This is a genomic window from Pseudomonas sp. NMI760_13 (genome assembly GCF_021283245.1).
Lineage (GTDB): Bacteria > Pseudomonadota > Gammaproteobacteria > Pseudomonadales > Pseudomonadaceae > Aquipseudomonas > Aquipseudomonas peradeniyensis.
This window is the reverse complement of sequence record NZ_JAJSRC010000007.1, coordinates 144,263-160,015: the sequence shown is the minus strand read 5'-3', so window position 1 is coordinate 160,015 and position 15,753 is coordinate 144,263. Positions and strand designations below refer to the sequence as shown.

Here is a 15,753-nt window from a genome sequence, read left to right as displayed (position 1 = left end):
GTCGATCAGCCGCGGCTGGCCTCAAGGGCCTGGGCGAGGTCGGCGATGATGTCGTCGCTGTGCTCGATGCCGATCGACAGGCGCACCATGTCGCGCGGTACGCCGGCCTTCTCCAGCTCTTCGTCGTTGAGTTGACGATGGGTGGTGGAGGCGGGGTGGCAGGCCAGCGACTTGGCGTCGCCGATGTTGACCAGGCGCACCACCAGTTGCAACGCATCGATGAAGCGCGCCCCGGCGGCCTGGCCGCCCTTGATGCCGAACGACAGGATCGCCGCCGGCTTGCCGCCGGTGTAGCGCCGGGCCAGTTGGTGCTCGGGGTGGTCGGGCAGGCCGGCATATTTCACCCAGGCCACCTGGTCGTGTTCCTGCAGGTAGCGGGCGACCTTGAGCGCATTCTCGGTATGGCGCTCCATGCGCAGGGCCAGGGTCTCCAGGCCTTGCAGGATCAGGAAGGCATTGAATGGCGACAGCGCGGCGCCGGTGTTGCGCAGCGGCACCACGCGGCAGCGACCGATGAAGGCGGCGGGGCCGAAGGCTTCGGTGTAGGTGACGCCGTGGTAGGACGGGTCGGGAGTATTGAGCAGGGCGAAACGCTGCTTGTGGCCGGCCCAGGGGAATGTGCCCGAGTCGATGACGATGCCGCCGATGCTGGTGCCGTGGCCGCCGATGTACTTGGTCAGCGAGTGCACGACGATATCGGCGCCGTGCTCGAACGGGCGGCAGAGAATCGGCGTGGCCACGGTGTTGTCGACGATCAGCGGCACGCCATGGCGGTGGGCTGCCTCGGCCAGCGCGGCGATATCGACGATGTTGCCGGCGGGGTTGCCGATCGACTCGCAGAACACTGCCTTGGTGCGCGCGTCGATCAGGGCCTCGAGGGCGGCGATGTCGTCGTGGGCGGCGAAGCGGGTGGTGATGCCCATGCGCGGCAGGGTGTGGGCCAGCAGGTTGTAGGTGCCGCCGTACAGCTTGGCCACCGAGACGATGTTGTCGCCGGCTTCGGCGACGGTCTGGATGGCGTAGGTGATGGCGGCCATGCCCGAGGCCACGGCCAGCGCGCCGACCCCGCCCTCGAGGGCGGCCATGCGTTGCTCGAGCACGTCGTTGGTGGGGTTCATGATGCGCGAGTAGATGTTGCCCGCGACCTTGAGGTCGAACAGGTCGGCGCCGTGCTGGGTGTCGTCGAAGGCGAACGAGGTGGTCTGGTAGATCGGCACGGCCACCGCCTTGGTGGTCGGGTCGGGGCTGAAGCCCGCGTGGATGGCGAGTGTTTCCAGCTTCATGCGGTCGTTCCTTGAGCGTGGGATGGAAGCGGCTGAGCATGGGCTGGGGCGGCGCTGGCGGTCAAGGGGCGAGGTTCAACGTTGCGCCGAGGGCACCTGGCGCCGTTGTGTTTCTTCCTCGAGATAGCTGATCAGCGCGGCCACTTCGGTTTCCCCCAGGCGCATGTTGGGCATCGCCAGCTGGTTGTACTGCGCGTACAACAGCATTGCCAGCGGGTCTTGCTCCGCCAGCATCCGATCCGGCTCCTTCAGCCAGCGCTTGAGCCACTGTTCATCCCGCTGACGGGTCACCCCCAGCAGGTCCGGGCCGATGCCACGGGTGGCACCGGGCTCGGCATCACCCAGGGTATGGCACGACGAGCAGCGGGTACGGAACAGTTGTTCGCCGGCGCTCGGCGGGCGGATATCCGGGGCCTGGGTGTAGTCGCGGCGCTGGGCGCTGGCGGTCTTCCAGTTGTGCAGGCTGTTGGCCAGGCGGTCGGCGAGGATGTACGGGCTTTCGAAGGGCGAGGCCTTCATCCAGCGGCCGGTGGCCTGGTTGCCGATGATCAGGCTGAGGTTGTGGTCCTTGCTGCGGCCGTTCTCCAGTCCTTCGATGTACAGCCCGAGGCTGCGGCGCAGTTGCTCGATGTCGGCGGCTTCGCCAGTGAGCAAGGTCCAGCCGGGGCCGATGGCGAACTTCTCGGCGTAGCGCTTGAGGGTGGCGGGGGTGTCGTTGTAGGGGTCGATGCTGATCGAGTAGATGAAGATGTCCTGGCCGACGCGCTCGCCCAGCAGCTTCTGCACCTGGCGCAGGCGCGCGGTTTCCACCGGGCAGGAGTCGCCGCAGCCGGTGAAGATGAAGTTGATGGCCACCACCTTGTCCTTGATCAGGTCGTCGAAGAAGCGCACCTGTTGGCCGTCCTGGGTGAGCAGGGGGATGTTGGGGAAGTAGTCGGCGCCCCAGGGTGTGGAGGGCGTTGCGCGGGTGCTGGGGGGGAGCGACCAGGCAAGGCTGAGGGGGAGCAGCAGCAGGAGCAGCAGGCGGCAGAGGCGGGGCATGGTTCTACCCTCTGGTCAGGGGACAGGCAAGGACAGCGTGGGAGCGGGCAAGCCCGCTCCCACGCCAATCCCCAGTGTGGTCTTGGCGATATCAACGGATACTCAGCGGCACCGTCACGCTCTGCCCCAGCGCCGACTTCACCGTCACCGCCGGTGGCGAGGCCGGGCCGCTGCCAGTAGTGGTCACCGACAACTTCCAGCGCGCGCCGCTGCCGCTGGTGGTCAGGGTCGCCAGGCCCAGGTCGAGCGGCCCGCTGGTGGTGTTGGTGGAGACCCGGATACTGTTGCCGGCGGCCACCGAGGTGGTCCCGGCGATTTCCCAGGTCCAGCGGCTGTTGCTGCGCAACTGTACCGTGGCGCTGCTGACCTGGATCTGGTCCATCGGTACCGCCGGCGAGACCGCAATGCTCACCGTGGCCGGCGCCAGCGACTCGAGGCCCTTGGCGTCGCGCGCGGCATAGGTGAAGCTGGCGGTGAATGCCGTGGCGACCGTGGCCGGGGGGGTATAGGTCAGCTGGGTGCCGTTGCTGCTCACCGTGCCCTGGCCGGAGTCGGGCTGAGCCAGGCTGCTGATGCTCAGCGGCAGGTTGCCGTCGGGATCGGTGTCGTTGGCCAGCACGTTGAGCACGATCGGCTTGCCGGCCATGGTCGCGGCGCTGTCGTTCACCGCCACCGGCGGCTTGTTGCTGTCGTTGCCGGGGCCACTGCTGGCAGTGCGGAAGGTCGGCAGGGCGGCGGAGTTGATGTATTCCACGCCATCCCAGCCGGGCAGCGGCGTCGGCATCATCTGGAACTGGCCGGGGTGTTCCAGGTCCCAGCGCAGCAGCATCGAGGTGTCCTCGTGCTGGGTGTTGTGGCAGTGCTCCATGTAGGTGCCGGCGAACTCGCGGAAGCGAATGGCCATTTCCACTTCTTCCGACGAATCAGCATCCGCGCCGATGCGGTACACGTCCTTGCGCGCCCATTTTTCCCATTCCGGCGGCGCCTTGCCGTCGCGGCTGAGGATCACCCCTTCCTCGAAGTGCACGTGCACCGGGTGGCTCCAGCCGTTGCCGCCGTTCTTGATCTTCCACACTTCCAGGGTGCCATCGCCGCTGAAGCCAGCGTCGGTGGCTTCGTTGGCCAGTTGCGGGGCGGCGCTGATACGCCGTGGGTCCATGGTGAAGCCAAAGCCGCCGTCGGTCTTGATGGTCCAGGGCGTGCTGTCGGTGCCGTCGGAGCGGCCGAAGATGAACTCGCGGTGGCGAGCGGCCTTGATCTTGACCTGATCGCTGGCGCTGTTGCGGTCGATGGGCAGGGGGATCATCGCCAGGCCAGCAGCCTTGCCGGGCTTGGCCGGTTCATACAGGCTCGGGTCCATGCTGACGTCCTGGCCGGTGTAGGGCTGCACGATCAGTTGCATGAACTTGCCGACCACCGGGTCGCCGCCATCCCATTCCGGGCCGTTGCTGGTCTGCTTGATCACAGGCTTGTACTTGCCCGACAGCACGTCGGCCAGGGCGATGGGCTGTTTCGGGCCCTTGCCGGTCTCGTGTTCCATGAGGTTGACGAAGTACAGCTTGTCGCCGACCTTGATCCCGTTCCTGGCGAAATTGATGATGATGTCGTAGCGCTCGGCGATGCCCTGCAGCGGCATGATGGCGTTGTTGTCCTGCAGGTTGCCGTCACCGTTGAGGTCCAGGGTGCCGTCGAACGGCACGGCGTGTTCCATGATGTTGCCGTCGTTGGCGATCATGTGGAACGGCACCCGGGCGTAGGAAAGGTTGGAGCCGGTCGGGCCCTTGAACTCGCCGCTGGTGCCGGCGATTTCACGCACCACGGCGAACTTGAAGTAACGCGACACCGAGCCGTTGAGAATGCGGAAGCGGTAGCTGCGCGCGCGCACCTTGAGCTTGGGCTGGTACTGCCAGTTGACCAGGATCTGGTCGCCGAGGAAGCCGTCGGTGTTGAACGGGTTGAACCACAGCTGGCCGTTGGCATCCCAGGCCTTGTCGGCGATCACCAGGTTGACGTCATAGTCGCGGTTGCCCCACGGCATCGCCGCGCCGCTGGGAAAACGCAGGTTGACGCCGTCCTGCAGGGCCTCGTTGCCGCGGTCGATGGCCGAGTAGTAGTTCATCATCACCGCGTTGCCCTTGTAGACGTTCTGCGCGGTGAAATCGAGCATGTGGTCGTGGAACCAGTGGGTGCTCATGGTCTCGCGCCAGTCGCCGCGGATCTTGATGCTGCCGTTCTCGCAGGTCTTGAGGCCTGGTGAGGCGTCGTTGACGTACAGGGTTTCGCCCGGCGCGCAGGGGAAGGCGGCGCGCGGGTCCTGGGCACGGGTGTTGATGGTGTCGTAGCCGGCCAGCTGGATCGGCCAGCGGTAGTCGTAATACTGGCCGGGGAAGAAGTAGGCGTTGGCGAAGCCGTCGCTCTCGGCCGGCGAGTGGCCGTTATGCTCGTGGGTGGAGATGGTGTGCAGGCCGAAGCCGTTGTTGGCCGATGGGTCGATCGGCAGGGCGTTGTAGTGGCGCATCAGTACCGGCTGGCCGTAGCGCACCATCAGCAGCTTGACCGGGAAGGTGCCGTCGAAGGTCCACAGCGCCTTGTGGCCCTGCAGGGGCATTTTCGGGTGGAAGCGCGTGTCGATGCCCTTGGTGGTGCCCAGGGTGGTGGGGATGTCGGAGGTCTGGTAGTACAGCCCGCCCGGGGCGAATTCACCCTTGGCGTAGTTGTGCAGCTGCTTGCGGTCGCGCAGGCCCTGGTTGATGCGCGCCCCGGCCTGGGCGGTCTTGAACGCGGCCTGGGGGTAGAACTCGTTCCAGCGCTGGTGCGACCAGCCCTTTCCTGGCGGACGGCCTTCGGCGGGCGAGCCGACCCCGCTGCGGTTGAGGAACATCTCGATCTGCGCCTTCCACGGGTTGCGGTCGAGCACGTTGGCGTACTGCGACGGGAACGGCGTCAGCCCCGGCTGGGTCAGGAACGCTTCCAGGGCGTTGCCGTTGGGGCTGCTGCGGGCGGCGTAGTCGGGGTCCTGGGCGGGGGCCGCGCCGATCACGGGCGGCGGGAAGGTCATGGCGTAGGGCGGGGTGGCCGGGTCGAGTTTCTCCGGGCCGAACTCTTCGAACAGCAGCAGTTGCTGAGTGAACGGCTCGGCGCCGAACAAGGGGCTGGGCTTGCCGTTGGTGGGGTACTTGCGCGAAGTCTGCAACGCGGGGGGCAGCACGTTGTTGCTGGTCACGGTGGCGCGGGTGCCGTAGACGCCATTGGTCAGCTCCAGCGAGCCTTCGTTGGCCTCGGGCATCGACTTCAGGGCCTCCAGTGCCGCCGCCTGGGCCGCTGGCGTGGCGGGCGGGTCGCTGTACGCGGAAGGATCGGTAGGAGGTGGCTGGCTCACGTCGTCGAGCGACCCGGCGACCGCGCTGGCCAGCCCCAGGCTGAGCAGCAGTGCCGTGAGGGAGGACAACCTGGACACCTGGGTCGATGTTGCAGCTGGTTTCTTCATTGCCGTATGCCCCGTGTTGTGCAGACTGGCATCTGTTGCCACTCGAGGAGCGGCGATGTGCCTTGAACAGAGGTCAGCAACGGCTGTGCCAAGCGGTAAATGGCCAAACGCCAGTTGTTTCAAGATGTTGCAATGTTGCGAACGAGAAACGCTCAAGATGTTGCCGCAAACCTGGGGCTGGACACCCATTGCTGGGTGGGGAATGCTCCCCAGCCGTTGTCATCGATCGTCGCAGGGAGCCCACATGGATCCGCTCTATCTCATCGCCCTTGGCGCCATCGTCGCCGGTTTCGTCCAGGGCCTGTCGGGCTTTGCCTTCGGCATGGTGGCCATGTCGTTCTGGGCCTGGGGGCTGGAGCCACGGGTGGCGGCGGTACTGACCGTGTTCGGTAGCCTTACCGGGCAGTTGATCGCCGTGTTCAGCGTGCGCCGGGGCTTCAGCTGGACGCTGCTGTGGCCCTTCGTGCTGGGCGGGCTGGCGGGGATTCCACTGGGCGTGTGGGTGCTGCCTTACCTGGACATGCTGTGGTTCAAGGCGGTGTTCGGCACGCTGCTGGTGGTGTGGTGCCCACTGATGCTGCTGGCGCCGCGCCTGCCGCGTCTGCAGGGCGGGCGCCTGGCCGATGGCGCGGTGGGCATGGTCGGCGGGGTGCTGGGCGGCATCGGTGGTTTTACCGGCACGGTGCCGACGCTCTGGTGCACCCTGCGCGGGTTCGAGCGCGACACCCAGCGGGCGGTGATCCAGAACTTCAACCTGTCGATGCTGGCGGTGACCATGCTTACCTACCTGGGCAGCGGGCTGGTGACCCCGGCGCTGCTGCCGGCGTTCGCGGTGGTGGCGTTGGCGATGGCAGTGCCGACGCTGCTGGGCACGCGGCTGTACCTGGGGATCAGTGAACTGGCGTTTCGCCGGATCGTGCTGGGGCTGCTGACCCTGTCCGGGGTGGCGATGCTGGTGGTGGCTGTGCCGGGATTGCTGGCGCGGGGCTGATGCGGCCGATCACCTCCTCTGTAGGAGCGGCCTTGTGCCGCGAAAGGGCCGCAAAGCGTCCCCGGCGATCTTTGCATCGACGCTGAAATCCAGGGGCCGCTACGCAGCCCTTTCGCGGCACAAGGCCGCTCCTACAGGGAAACGCTTACATTTCGGTCATCGCACAAGACCGCTTCATCACACGCAGCCAACCCTTGCCCGAACCCGGTGTTCTTGGCACCCTTGCCTGCCTTGCCTCTCGTCACGCCCGTAAACAAGGAACCCTCAAGGTGAATTGGGAAAAAGTCGGTAAATCCCTGGTGGGCCTGCTGGCCCTGGTCACCGTCGCCGCCGCGCTCTATGCGGTGCTGCGCGACGACGACCGCCTGCAGGCGCGCCTGACCTACGCCCATCTCACCTATCCGGGCCAGTTCAGCGAGCGTATCAGCCAGGCCAACGACCTGCTCAAGTACGAGCGGCTGCACTCGCAGATCAGCGAGATCGGCGCTGGTGCCCTCAGCCATCCGCAGATCGACAAGCTGGTCGATCTGGCCCAGGCCCCGTATCTGCAGCTGTTTGCCAGGCCGTTCGAGGCCGGATTGGTGGATCACCGCACCGGCCTGCTCATCGAGCTGTACAACCCCGCGCAGACGCCGCTCAAGGCCGTGCACATCCGTTTGCCGGCCAAAGGCCTGGTGCAGGTGCGCGACGCCGCCGGCAATGACACGCTGGTGCCGACGCCCACCAGCAGCATCGACCTGCCGGCCATCGACGGGGTGAGCGAGAGTAAGGTCTGGGTGTACTTCGACGCCGACTATTCGCAGATCCGCCAGGGCGGGATCAGCATCCGCGATGCCGATGGCAGCGCCGATATCCAGGTGACCCGCGAAGTGGTGGGGTTCCCGGCGCTGCTGGCGCGCTACAGCCAGGTGGTGGTGGCGGTGTTTGCCGGGCTGGTGCTGGGGTTGCTGGCGTTGGCGTATGCGTGGCTGGGGCGGAGCAGGGCTGCGGGTGTTTCGCACTCTCTTTAGGTGAGTACGCCGGGCTACTTCCGCGCTTATGAGAAGTGTTGACTTCAACCTCGGCGAACGTGCTTGACCAACACCTTCTCCAGCAACTCCCACATCGCCGGATCGGTACTGAACGCCACATTGAAGCGCATCCACCCGGTGGCCTTGGCATCGACCATGAATAGTTGCCCGGGCCCGAGCATGATGCCTTTCTCCAGGGCATCATCCAGCAGCGCGGCGCTGTCGGGGATCGCCGGATGGCGGGTCCAGATGTACATCCCCTCATCCGATTCGATGAACAGCTCGAAGCCCAGCCGGTGCAGGTGCCGGCCGACTTCCTGGTGCGCCTCGGCCAGGCGCTGGCGCAGGCGCTTGAGGTGCTTGCGCCAGCGACCGTCGATGATCGCGGCGTATACCACCCGTTCCATCACCTGCGAAGTGGTCAGGCCCGAGCGCATCTTCAGGTGCAGCAGTTGCTGGGTCAGTTCGGGGTTGGCCAGCAGGTAGCCGACCCGTACGTTGGGTGAAATGCTTTTCGAGTAGCTGCCCACGTACACCACCTGCTGCAAGTGGTCGAGGCTGGCCAGGCACGGCAGCGGGTCGGCGATCATGTCGGCGTAGAGGTTGTTTTCCACCAGGCGGAAACCATGCTGGCTGGCCAGTTGCAGCAAACGGTGCAGCTGCGCCAGCGGGGTGCGCGAGCAGGTCGGGCTGTGCAGGTGTGGCTGGGTGAAGAAGGCCGTTGGGCGGTGGTGGGCCAGCAGGCGCTCTAGCTGGTCGAGGTCGTAGCCGGCCGGAGTGCGAGGCACGCCCACCAGGGTGGCGCCCTGGGTGCGCAGGATGCTCATCAGGTTGGGGTAGCCGGGGTCGTCCACCAGCACTACGTCGCCGGGGCGTACCAGGGTGCGCACGGCCAGGTCCAGGGCCTGGCTGGCGCCGTGGGTGAGCATCAGCTGCGCCGGGTTGGCGACGATCGACAGTTCCTGCTGCAGGTTCTGCGCGGTCAGCGCACGCAGCTCCGGCAGGCCCAGGGGGTCGCCGTAGCCGGACAGCTCCAGCGGGCTGCCGGCCACCTGGCGCAGGCCGCGGCGCAGGCCCTCCTCGTACATCCAGTCGTTGGGCAGCCAGCCGCAACCCGGCTTGAATGGCAACTGGCGGATCTCGAAGATCTGCTGCAGGTACCACTCGGAATTGAAGGTGGGGCGGCTGGTGTCGACTTCGACGTTGTGCTTGTCCAGCAACTCGTTCGCCGCACGATTGACGAAGAACCCCGCATTGCCCTTGCTCACCAGCAACCCTTGGGCCACCAGGCGGTCATAGGCTTCGACCACGGTGAAGGTGCTCACCGAGTAGGTCGAGGCGAACGCCCGGATCGACGGGACCTTGGCCCCGGGCTTGAGGGTCTGGTCGTCGATCAGCGCGCGCAGCCCGTCGATGATCTGGTTGACCAGCGGGGTGGAGGAGTCCGGATGGAGCTGGAGCATTCGGGGGCCTTCAGGTGTGCGCGGCGACAGGCGCCTGCAGGGGTATCGCGGGTGTATTGCATCGGCGGCCTGTACAGTGCAGTGCGTTTTTCATGCCGCTGTGCATGGCTCTATGTGTTCGACATTTTTACATTACGTGTCAGATATAGCCAACACAGCACGTACCAGCGCCATGAATAATCACAACATCGCTGCTTTGCCGTCGGGGTTTGCCCCGCACCTTCCTTTCGCCTGGCCGGACGCTTCTCGTCCGTCCCCAGCATGGTTCAGTTCGTCCAGAGGGTTGCCTCTGGCCGCGTAAGCAGGCCGCCACGGATGGCCTGCGTGTGCTCCGCACACCTCCCTGCCCGCAGTAGCACTGATGTACAGGTGAGACCGATAACCATCGGGGTTTCACAGTTTTTCCTTGGATAAAAAGAAGCACGGGGTAAATAACTGATGGACGCAACATCCACATCCACCACCGCGAAGGATGGGCACGAGAGCAAGCTCAGTGCCTCGCTCAAGTCGCGCCACCTGACGATGATGTCGATCGCCGGGGTGATCGGCGGCGCCTTGTTTGTCGGTTCCGGCAGCGTGATCCACAGCGCCGGCCCGGCCGCCGTGCTGGCCTATCTTGCAGGCGGCATCCTGGTGGTGCTGATCATGCGCATGCTCGGCGAAATGGCGACCTCCTCGCCGGACACCGGCTCGTTCTCCACCTACGCCGACCGCGCCATTGGCCGTTGGGCCGGTTTCACCATCGGCTGGCTGTACTGGTGGTACTGGGTGATCCTCATGGCCTGGGAGGCCTACGTGGCGGGCAAGATCCTGCACGGTTTCTTCCCCGACGTGAGCGTCAACGTGTTCGTGCTGGCCACGACGCTGCTGCTGATCACCGTCAACTTCTTCAACGTCAAGCACTACGGCGAGTTCGAGTTCTGGTTCGCGCTGATCAAGGTGGTGGCGATCGTCTGCTTCCTGGTGGTGTGCACCGCCGCGGTGATGAACATCTGGCAGTTCGGCGAAGTGCGCGGTATCACCCATTTGACTGCCGAAGGCTTCATGCCCAACGGCATCACCACGGTGATCGGGGCCTTGCTGGGGGTGATGTTTGCCTTCCTTGGCGCCGAGATCGTCACCATCGCGGCCTCCGAGGCGAAGGATCCGGCCACCCAGATCGTCAAGGCGACCAACTCGGTGGTGTGGCGGGTATGTCTGTTCTACGTCGGCTCGATCTTCCTGATCGTCTGCCTGGTACCGTGGAACGACCCGCAGTTGGGCGTTTCCGGCTATGGCGCCTACCGCCGTACCCTGGAGCTGCTGGGTGTGCCGTATGCCGAGCTGCTGATGAACTTCGTGGTGCTGACTTCGGTGAGCAGCTGCCTGATCTCCGGCCACTACACCGCCTCGCGCATGCTGTTCTCCCTGGCCCAGCGCGGCGACGCGCCGCGCCTGTTCAAGTACACCCGCACCGGTACCGGCGTGCCGGTGAATGCGATCATCGGCTCGTGCCTGGTGGCGGTGTTCTGCGCGCTGATCAACTTCAGCGACACCCTGCGGCCGAAGGACGTGCTGGAAACCCTGATGAACACCACCGGCATGATCGCCCTGCTGGTGTACCTGGTGATCGCCTTCTCGCAGTTGCGCATGCGCCGCAAGCTGATCGCCGAGGGCAAGGAAGTGCGCCTGAAGATGTGGCTGTTCCCGTGGCTGACCTACCTGGTGATCCTGTTCATCGTGGCGGCCCTGGTGACCATGGCCTTCATGCCTGACTACCAGATCCTGGTGATTTCCACCGGCATCGCCGCGGCGATCGTGGTGGCGATGGGCGTGGTGCACCAGATCCGTACCGCCACGCGTCACTGATCGCGGCAGTGCCTCTGGCAACGGCCGGTCCCTTTTAAGGGATCGGCCGTTTTCATTTGTGGGCATCGCCTCCTTTGCCAGTCAGATCATCCTTACGTTGCTACATGCCGACATGGCTTATGCTGCACACAATTGCCCTACAAGGAGTCGCCCATGGCCTGGTCCGCCACCCAGTATTCGTTGTTCGAAGACGAACGCACCCGCGCCGTGCGCGATCTGCTGGCTGCCGTGCCGGCGCGTCCGGCGCGGCACGCCACGGACCTGGGCTGCGGCCCCGGCAACTCTACCGAGGTATTGCTGCAGCGCTGTCCGGATGCCCAGGTCGTCGCCCTGGACAGCGATCCGGACATGATCGGCAAGGCCCGGCAGCGGCCACGCCTAAGCATTCCGCGGGTGCGCTGCGAGATTGGCGAGATTGCCAGCTGGACGGCCCACGAGCCTCAGGACCTGATCCTTGCTAACGCGTCGCTACAGTGGGTGCCGGACCACGCCAAGCTTTACCCGCACCTGGTGCGGCAACTGAGCGAGGGCGCCAGCCTGGCCGTGCAGACCCCCGACAACCTCGATGAGCCGGCGCACCGGCAACTGCGAGAGATTGCCAGCCAGGGGCCCTGGGCCGGGAAGTTCGCCGATTTCAGCCTGCCGCCGCGGCACAACGCCGGCTTCTACTACGACCTGCTCAGCCCGCTGTGTACGCGGGTGGATGTGTGGCGCACCACCTATCACCACCCGCTGGAAGGTGGTGCCGAGGCGGTGGTGGAGTGGTTCAAGGGCTCGGCGCTGCGGCCTTACCTGGCGCGGCTGGATGAGCAGGAGCAGGCGAGTTTCCTGCAGCTTTACCTGCAGGCCATGCAGCGTGACTATCCGCCGGCCAGCGATGGCAGGGTGTTGTTGCCGTTCCCGCGGTTATTCGTGGTGGCGACGCGCTAGGCGCCAGATCACGCAGGCGTAAACCCCCAGGTTGAGCAGCAGCACGACGGTGCCCAGCCACAGCTGGATCTGTGGGGTCAGGCCGGCGGGGTAGATCACTGGCCAGACGTAGTGTTCGACGAAACCGCCGTGGTAGCCGGCGTCGCCGGCGGCGGTGCGCAGGTGGTTTTCCCAGTCGGTCAGGGGGCACTCCAGGTGCAGGCCTTCCACGGCCAGGCCCCAGGCGAGGGCGGGGAGGTGGATCAGCAGGGCGCGGCGGCGCCAGAGCACCAGCAGGCCGCCGAACAGGACCAGCAGGATGAACGAGAGGTGGAACAGGACCAGGGTGTCGGCGGCCAGGCGGTAGAACATGGTGGGTGGGGCCTTGCTGTTGGAGTCGGGTTAGTTTGTCATGGTTTTTTGATTCTGGGTTTCTGGGTTTCTGGGTTTCTGGGTTTTTGAGGCTGGGCGGTAGTTGTTTTGATAGTTGTATGCGCATTCATTTGCGATGTCGACGCTTATTCACCTTTCCGCCCTTACGGCGGGTTACTTTGGTCGTGGCCAAAGTAACCAAAGCCGTTGCGCTCCATTCATCCGGCCCTACGCTTCGCTCCGGGTTCCCTCACTCCGGCCTTGCTCCCGGGAGGACCGCGCTGCAGGGCCCATCCTGGGCCCCAGCGCTTGACGGGCATCCATGCCCGTCACCTCCCTCCGCAAGTCCTGCGTTCGGCCTCCTGAAGTCGCGAAGTTAGGGGCGGCGCCTGGACTGGCGCCGCTGTCGCTAGTTTAAATCTAATTAATCTCTCGATCGCATCGCGGGGCAAGCCCGCTCCTACACGACAGTCGCCGTTATATAGATCCCTGTAGGAGCGGGCTTGCCCCGCGAAAGGGCCGGTAGAATCAATACATAACTAACTGTCAAACAACTAACTTCGCATCTCTTGCTCTTGCTCTTGCTCTTGCTTCTAAGCGCGCAATAGTTCAGGCAACACCAATTGCGACTTCAGGAGGCCGAGCGGAGTTCTTGCGAAGGGAGGTGACGGCCATGGATGGCCGTCAAGCGCTGCGCCCCAGGATGGGGCGTTCAGCGCGGTCCTCCCGGGAGCAAGAACGGAGCGAGGGAACCCCGGAGCGCAGCGCAGGGGCCGGATGAATGGAGCGGGGCGGTTTTGCCTACTTTTCCCTAGAGAAAAGTAGGTCGCCGTAAAGGCGAAAAGGTGACTAAATGTCGACATCGCCTACGAATATGTATGCAAAGTTCAAAACAATCACTAAAGCCCCAGCCCTAAATCCCCTCCAAAACCATCCCCAAAAACGTAGCCACCACCCGCCGCGTCCTCTGCTCACTCAAACAAACCAGCGTCTCAGTCAAATGCCGCCGACAATCCACAATCGGCAAAGCACAAACCCGCGCATCAGCCCCAAACTCCGCCGCCGAAACAACCCCAACGCCAATCCCCACCACCACCGCCTCCCGCGCCGCCTCACGCCCCTCGACCTGGATCGCCGGCCGGATCCGCAACCCGGCCCGTTGCATTTCCTCCTCCAGCGTCTGCCGCGTCACCGACCCCGGCTCACGCAGCACCAACGGCGTGTCATCCAGGTCCGCCAGGTTGATCTGCCCCCGGCTGGCCCACGGATGGTTGTGCGAAACGAACGCCACCATCGGGTCACGCCGCATCGGCACGCAGAACAACCGCTCATCATCGACATCGCGCCCGAGCAGGGCCAGGTCCGCCTGGTAGCTGAACAGCCGGGCCAGCGACTCGTCGGTGTTGCCGGTCTCGATCTTCACCTGGATCCCCGGATAGCGCTGGCAGAACCGGGCGATCTGCGGCAGTACGTGCACCGGCGCGTCCACCGCCAGGGTCAGGCTGCCGGTGTGCAGGGCGCGGGAGTCCTGCAGCAGCTCCACGGCCTCGGCCTCACAGGCGAACAGACGCTGGGTCACGCCCAGCAAGCGCTCGCCCAGGTCGGTCAGCTGCACCGAGCGCTTGTTGCGCTGGAACAGCAGCACACCGAAGCGCTCCTCGAGCTTGCGCACCTGGTCGGACACCGCCGGCTGGGTCAAAAACAGCTTCTGCGCCGCACGGGTGAAGCTGCCCTGTTCGGCGACTGCATGAAAGGCCTTGAGTTGAGCATGGGAGACCGACATCGAACACTCCGCTTACAAGCTGGGCTTATGTGTGAAATACGATAAATCGATTTTATTTATCAGTCAGCAGCTGTTTCCATGTGTTTCAACCCGGCTGCGCCGCCACGAGCGGCGCCATGTCGGCCATGGCGGCACCACCGCCATCTGACCAGGTGACGTCCCTCCGTCACGCAGTGCGCAACACAACAACAAGACAGGCGTTTCTTCACATTCTGCCGGCACACTCAAGCAAGAGGTCAGAGTCAATGAATCAATCCCTGGGCGCCATCAAACGCTGGCGCGTGCAGATCTTCGCGATTACCTGGCTGGCCTACGCCGCCTTCTACTTCACCCGCAAAGCCTTCTCGGTGGCCAAGCTCGGCATCGGCGAGGATCCGAATTTCATGCTCGACAAGGCCGCCATGGCCAACCTCGATGCGATCTACCTGTCCGCCTACGCCGTGGGCCAGTTCACCTGGGGCATGCTCGCCGACCGCTTTGGCCCCCGTGTGGTGGTGCTGGGCGGGCTGCTGATCTCGGCGGCGGCCGCGGTGGTGATGGGCAGTTACGCGACCTTCCCGATCTTCGCCACCTGCATGCTGATCCAGGGGCTGGCGCAGTCCACCGGCTGGGCGGGGCTGTGCAAGAACATCGGCAGTTTCTTCCCGGCCTCCCAGCGCGGACGGGTGCTGGGGCTGTGGAGTTCGTGCTACGCCTTCGGCGGCCTGGTGGCCTCGCCGTTCGCCGGCTGGTGGGCCTACACCCTGGTCGGCACCTGGCATGCGGCGTTCTTCTCCAGCGCCGTGGTGGTGGCCGTGGTGGCGGTGTTGTTCTTCATTTTCCAGCGCAACAAGCCCGAGGACGTCGGCTTGCCGGCGGTAGAGCCCGAGCCGCAGAGCATGGCGCCGGGGGGCAATCTGTGCAGCGTGTGGGCGCCGCTGCGCGAGATCCTGCGCAACCGCACGGTGCTGACCCTGGGCCTGGCCTACTTCATGCTCAAACCTGCGCGCTACGCCATCCTGCTGTGGGGCCCGGTGATCGTCTTCGAGCAGATGCCGTCGGTGGGCAAGGTCGGCGCGGCGATCATTCCCACGGCCTTCGAACTGGCCGGGTTGCTCGGGCCGATTCTCATCGGCCTGGCCTCGGACAAACTGTTCGGCGCCCGGCGCATGCCGGCCTGCGTGATCAGCCTGGTGCTGCTGACCCTGACCCTGGCCGGTTTCATGGCGGCGATGCACAGCGGCAGCGTGCTGCTGGTGGTGGCCCTGCTGTTTGTGATGGGTCTGACCCTGTATGGCCCGGACTCGATGATCAGCGGCGCCGCGGCCATCGACTTCGGCACGGCCAAGGCCGGCGCCACCGCGGCCGGTTTCGTCAATGGCTGCGGCTCGGTGGGTGCGGTGCTCGGCGGCCTGCTGCCCGGTTACTTCGACAGCGTCACGGTGTTTATCGTCTTCGCCGGCACGGCGCTGTTCTCCGCCCTGGTGCTGCTGCCGCACTGGAACAGCCGCCCGGCAACAGCACCCCAGGCCACCGATGTGGCACCCAACACCAGCATGGCGATCAAGCCACTGCGTACCTAAAGGA

At 65.2% G+C, this 15,753-nt stretch carries 11 protein-coding genes; 5 read left to right on the top strand and 6 right to left on the bottom strand.

What is annotated here, in order from left to right; genetic code table 11:
• Nucleotides 1-5 precede the first annotated feature (5 nt).
• The 3 genes from LU671_RS10075 to LU671_RS10065 all read right to left on the bottom strand — a co-directional run bounded on the left by LU671_RS10075 (nucleotide 6) and on the right by LU671_RS10065 (nucleotide 5,811).
• Nucleotides 6-1,283 (bottom strand): bifunctional O-acetylhomoserine aminocarboxypropyltransferase/cysteine synthase, encoded by a 1,278-nt coding sequence (locus LU671_RS10075; RefSeq protein ID WP_232855591.1) that lies wholly within the window; start codon nucleotides 1,281-1,283, stop codon nucleotides 6-8.
• A gap of 75 nt (nucleotides 1,284-1,358) precedes the next feature.
• The gene (locus LU671_RS10070; RefSeq protein WP_232855590.1) at nucleotides 1,359-2,324 is read right to left on the bottom strand and encodes an SCO family protein; all 966 of its coding nucleotides are present in this window, start codon (nucleotides 2,322-2,324) and stop codon (nucleotides 1,359-1,361) included.
• A gap of 91 nt (nucleotides 2,325-2,415) precedes the next feature.
• Nucleotides 2,416-5,811 carry an Ig-like domain-containing protein gene (locus LU671_RS10065; protein ID WP_232855589.1) on the bottom strand — a complete coding sequence of 1,132 codons (3,396 nt, stop codon included), beginning with the start codon at nucleotides 5,809-5,811 and terminating at the stop codon, nucleotides 2,416-2,418.
• 244 nt (nucleotides 5,812-6,055) lie between these two features.
• On the opposite strand from LU671_RS10065, the gene LU671_RS10060 reads away from it, so the two are divergent.
• Together LU671_RS10060 and LU671_RS10055 are read left to right on the top strand one after the other, a co-directional pair.
• A complete protein-coding gene (locus LU671_RS10060) occupies nucleotides 6,056-6,802 on the top strand; it encodes a sulfite exporter TauE/SafE family protein (protein WP_186734299.1) in 747 nt (248 codons plus the stop codon).
• 269 nt (nucleotides 6,803-7,071) lie between these two features.
• Nucleotides 7,072-7,812, top strand: a complete 741-nt coding sequence (locus tag LU671_RS10055) for a hypothetical protein (RefSeq protein WP_232855588.1) — start codon at nucleotides 7,072-7,074, stop codon at nucleotides 7,810-7,812.
• 44 nt (nucleotides 7,813-7,856) lie between these two features.
• Here the strand turns inward: LU671_RS10055 and LU671_RS10050 are convergent, their stop codons facing one another.
• Nucleotides 7,857-9,275 carry an aminotransferase-like domain-containing protein gene (locus LU671_RS10050; protein ID WP_186715225.1) on the bottom strand — a complete coding sequence of 473 codons (1,419 nt, stop codon included), beginning with the start codon at nucleotides 9,273-9,275 and terminating at the stop codon, nucleotides 7,857-7,859.
• 438 nt (nucleotides 9,276-9,713) lie between these two features.
• On the opposite strand from LU671_RS10050, the gene LU671_RS10045 reads away from it, so the two are divergent.
• Both LU671_RS10045 and tam read left to right on the top strand, forming a co-directional pair.
• A complete protein-coding gene (locus LU671_RS10045) occupies nucleotides 9,714-11,123 on the top strand; it encodes an amino acid permease (protein WP_232855587.1) in 1,410 nt (469 codons plus the stop codon).
• Between the two features lie 153 nt (nucleotides 11,124-11,276).
• Nucleotides 11,277-12,053, top strand: a complete 777-nt coding sequence (gene tam, locus LU671_RS10040) for a trans-aconitate 2-methyltransferase (protein WP_232855586.1) — start codon at nucleotides 11,277-11,279, stop codon at nucleotides 12,051-12,053.
• On the opposite strand, the gene LU671_RS10035 is transcribed toward tam, so the two are convergent.
• Entirely contained in the window at nucleotides 12,030-12,404 is a 375-nt protein-coding gene (locus LU671_RS10035) for a DUF2784 domain-containing protein (protein WP_232855585.1), read from the bottom strand. The two genes, tam and LU671_RS10035, sit on opposite strands and share 24 nt — an antisense overlap.
• A 913-nt stretch (nucleotides 12,405-13,317) precedes the next feature.
• On the bottom strand, nucleotides 13,318-14,187 hold the full coding sequence (locus LU671_RS10030) for a LysR substrate-binding domain-containing protein (RefSeq protein WP_232855584.1): 870 nt from the start codon (nucleotides 14,185-14,187) through the stop codon (nucleotides 13,318-13,320).
• A gap of 245 nt (nucleotides 14,188-14,432) precedes the next feature.
• On the opposite strand from LU671_RS10030, the gene LU671_RS10025 reads away from it, so the two are divergent.
• Nucleotides 14,433-15,749, top strand: coding sequence for an MFS transporter (locus LU671_RS10025; protein ID WP_232855583.1), 1,317 nt, complete (start codon nucleotides 14,433-14,435; stop codon nucleotides 15,747-15,749).
• Nucleotides 15,750-15,753 lie beyond the last annotated feature (4 nt).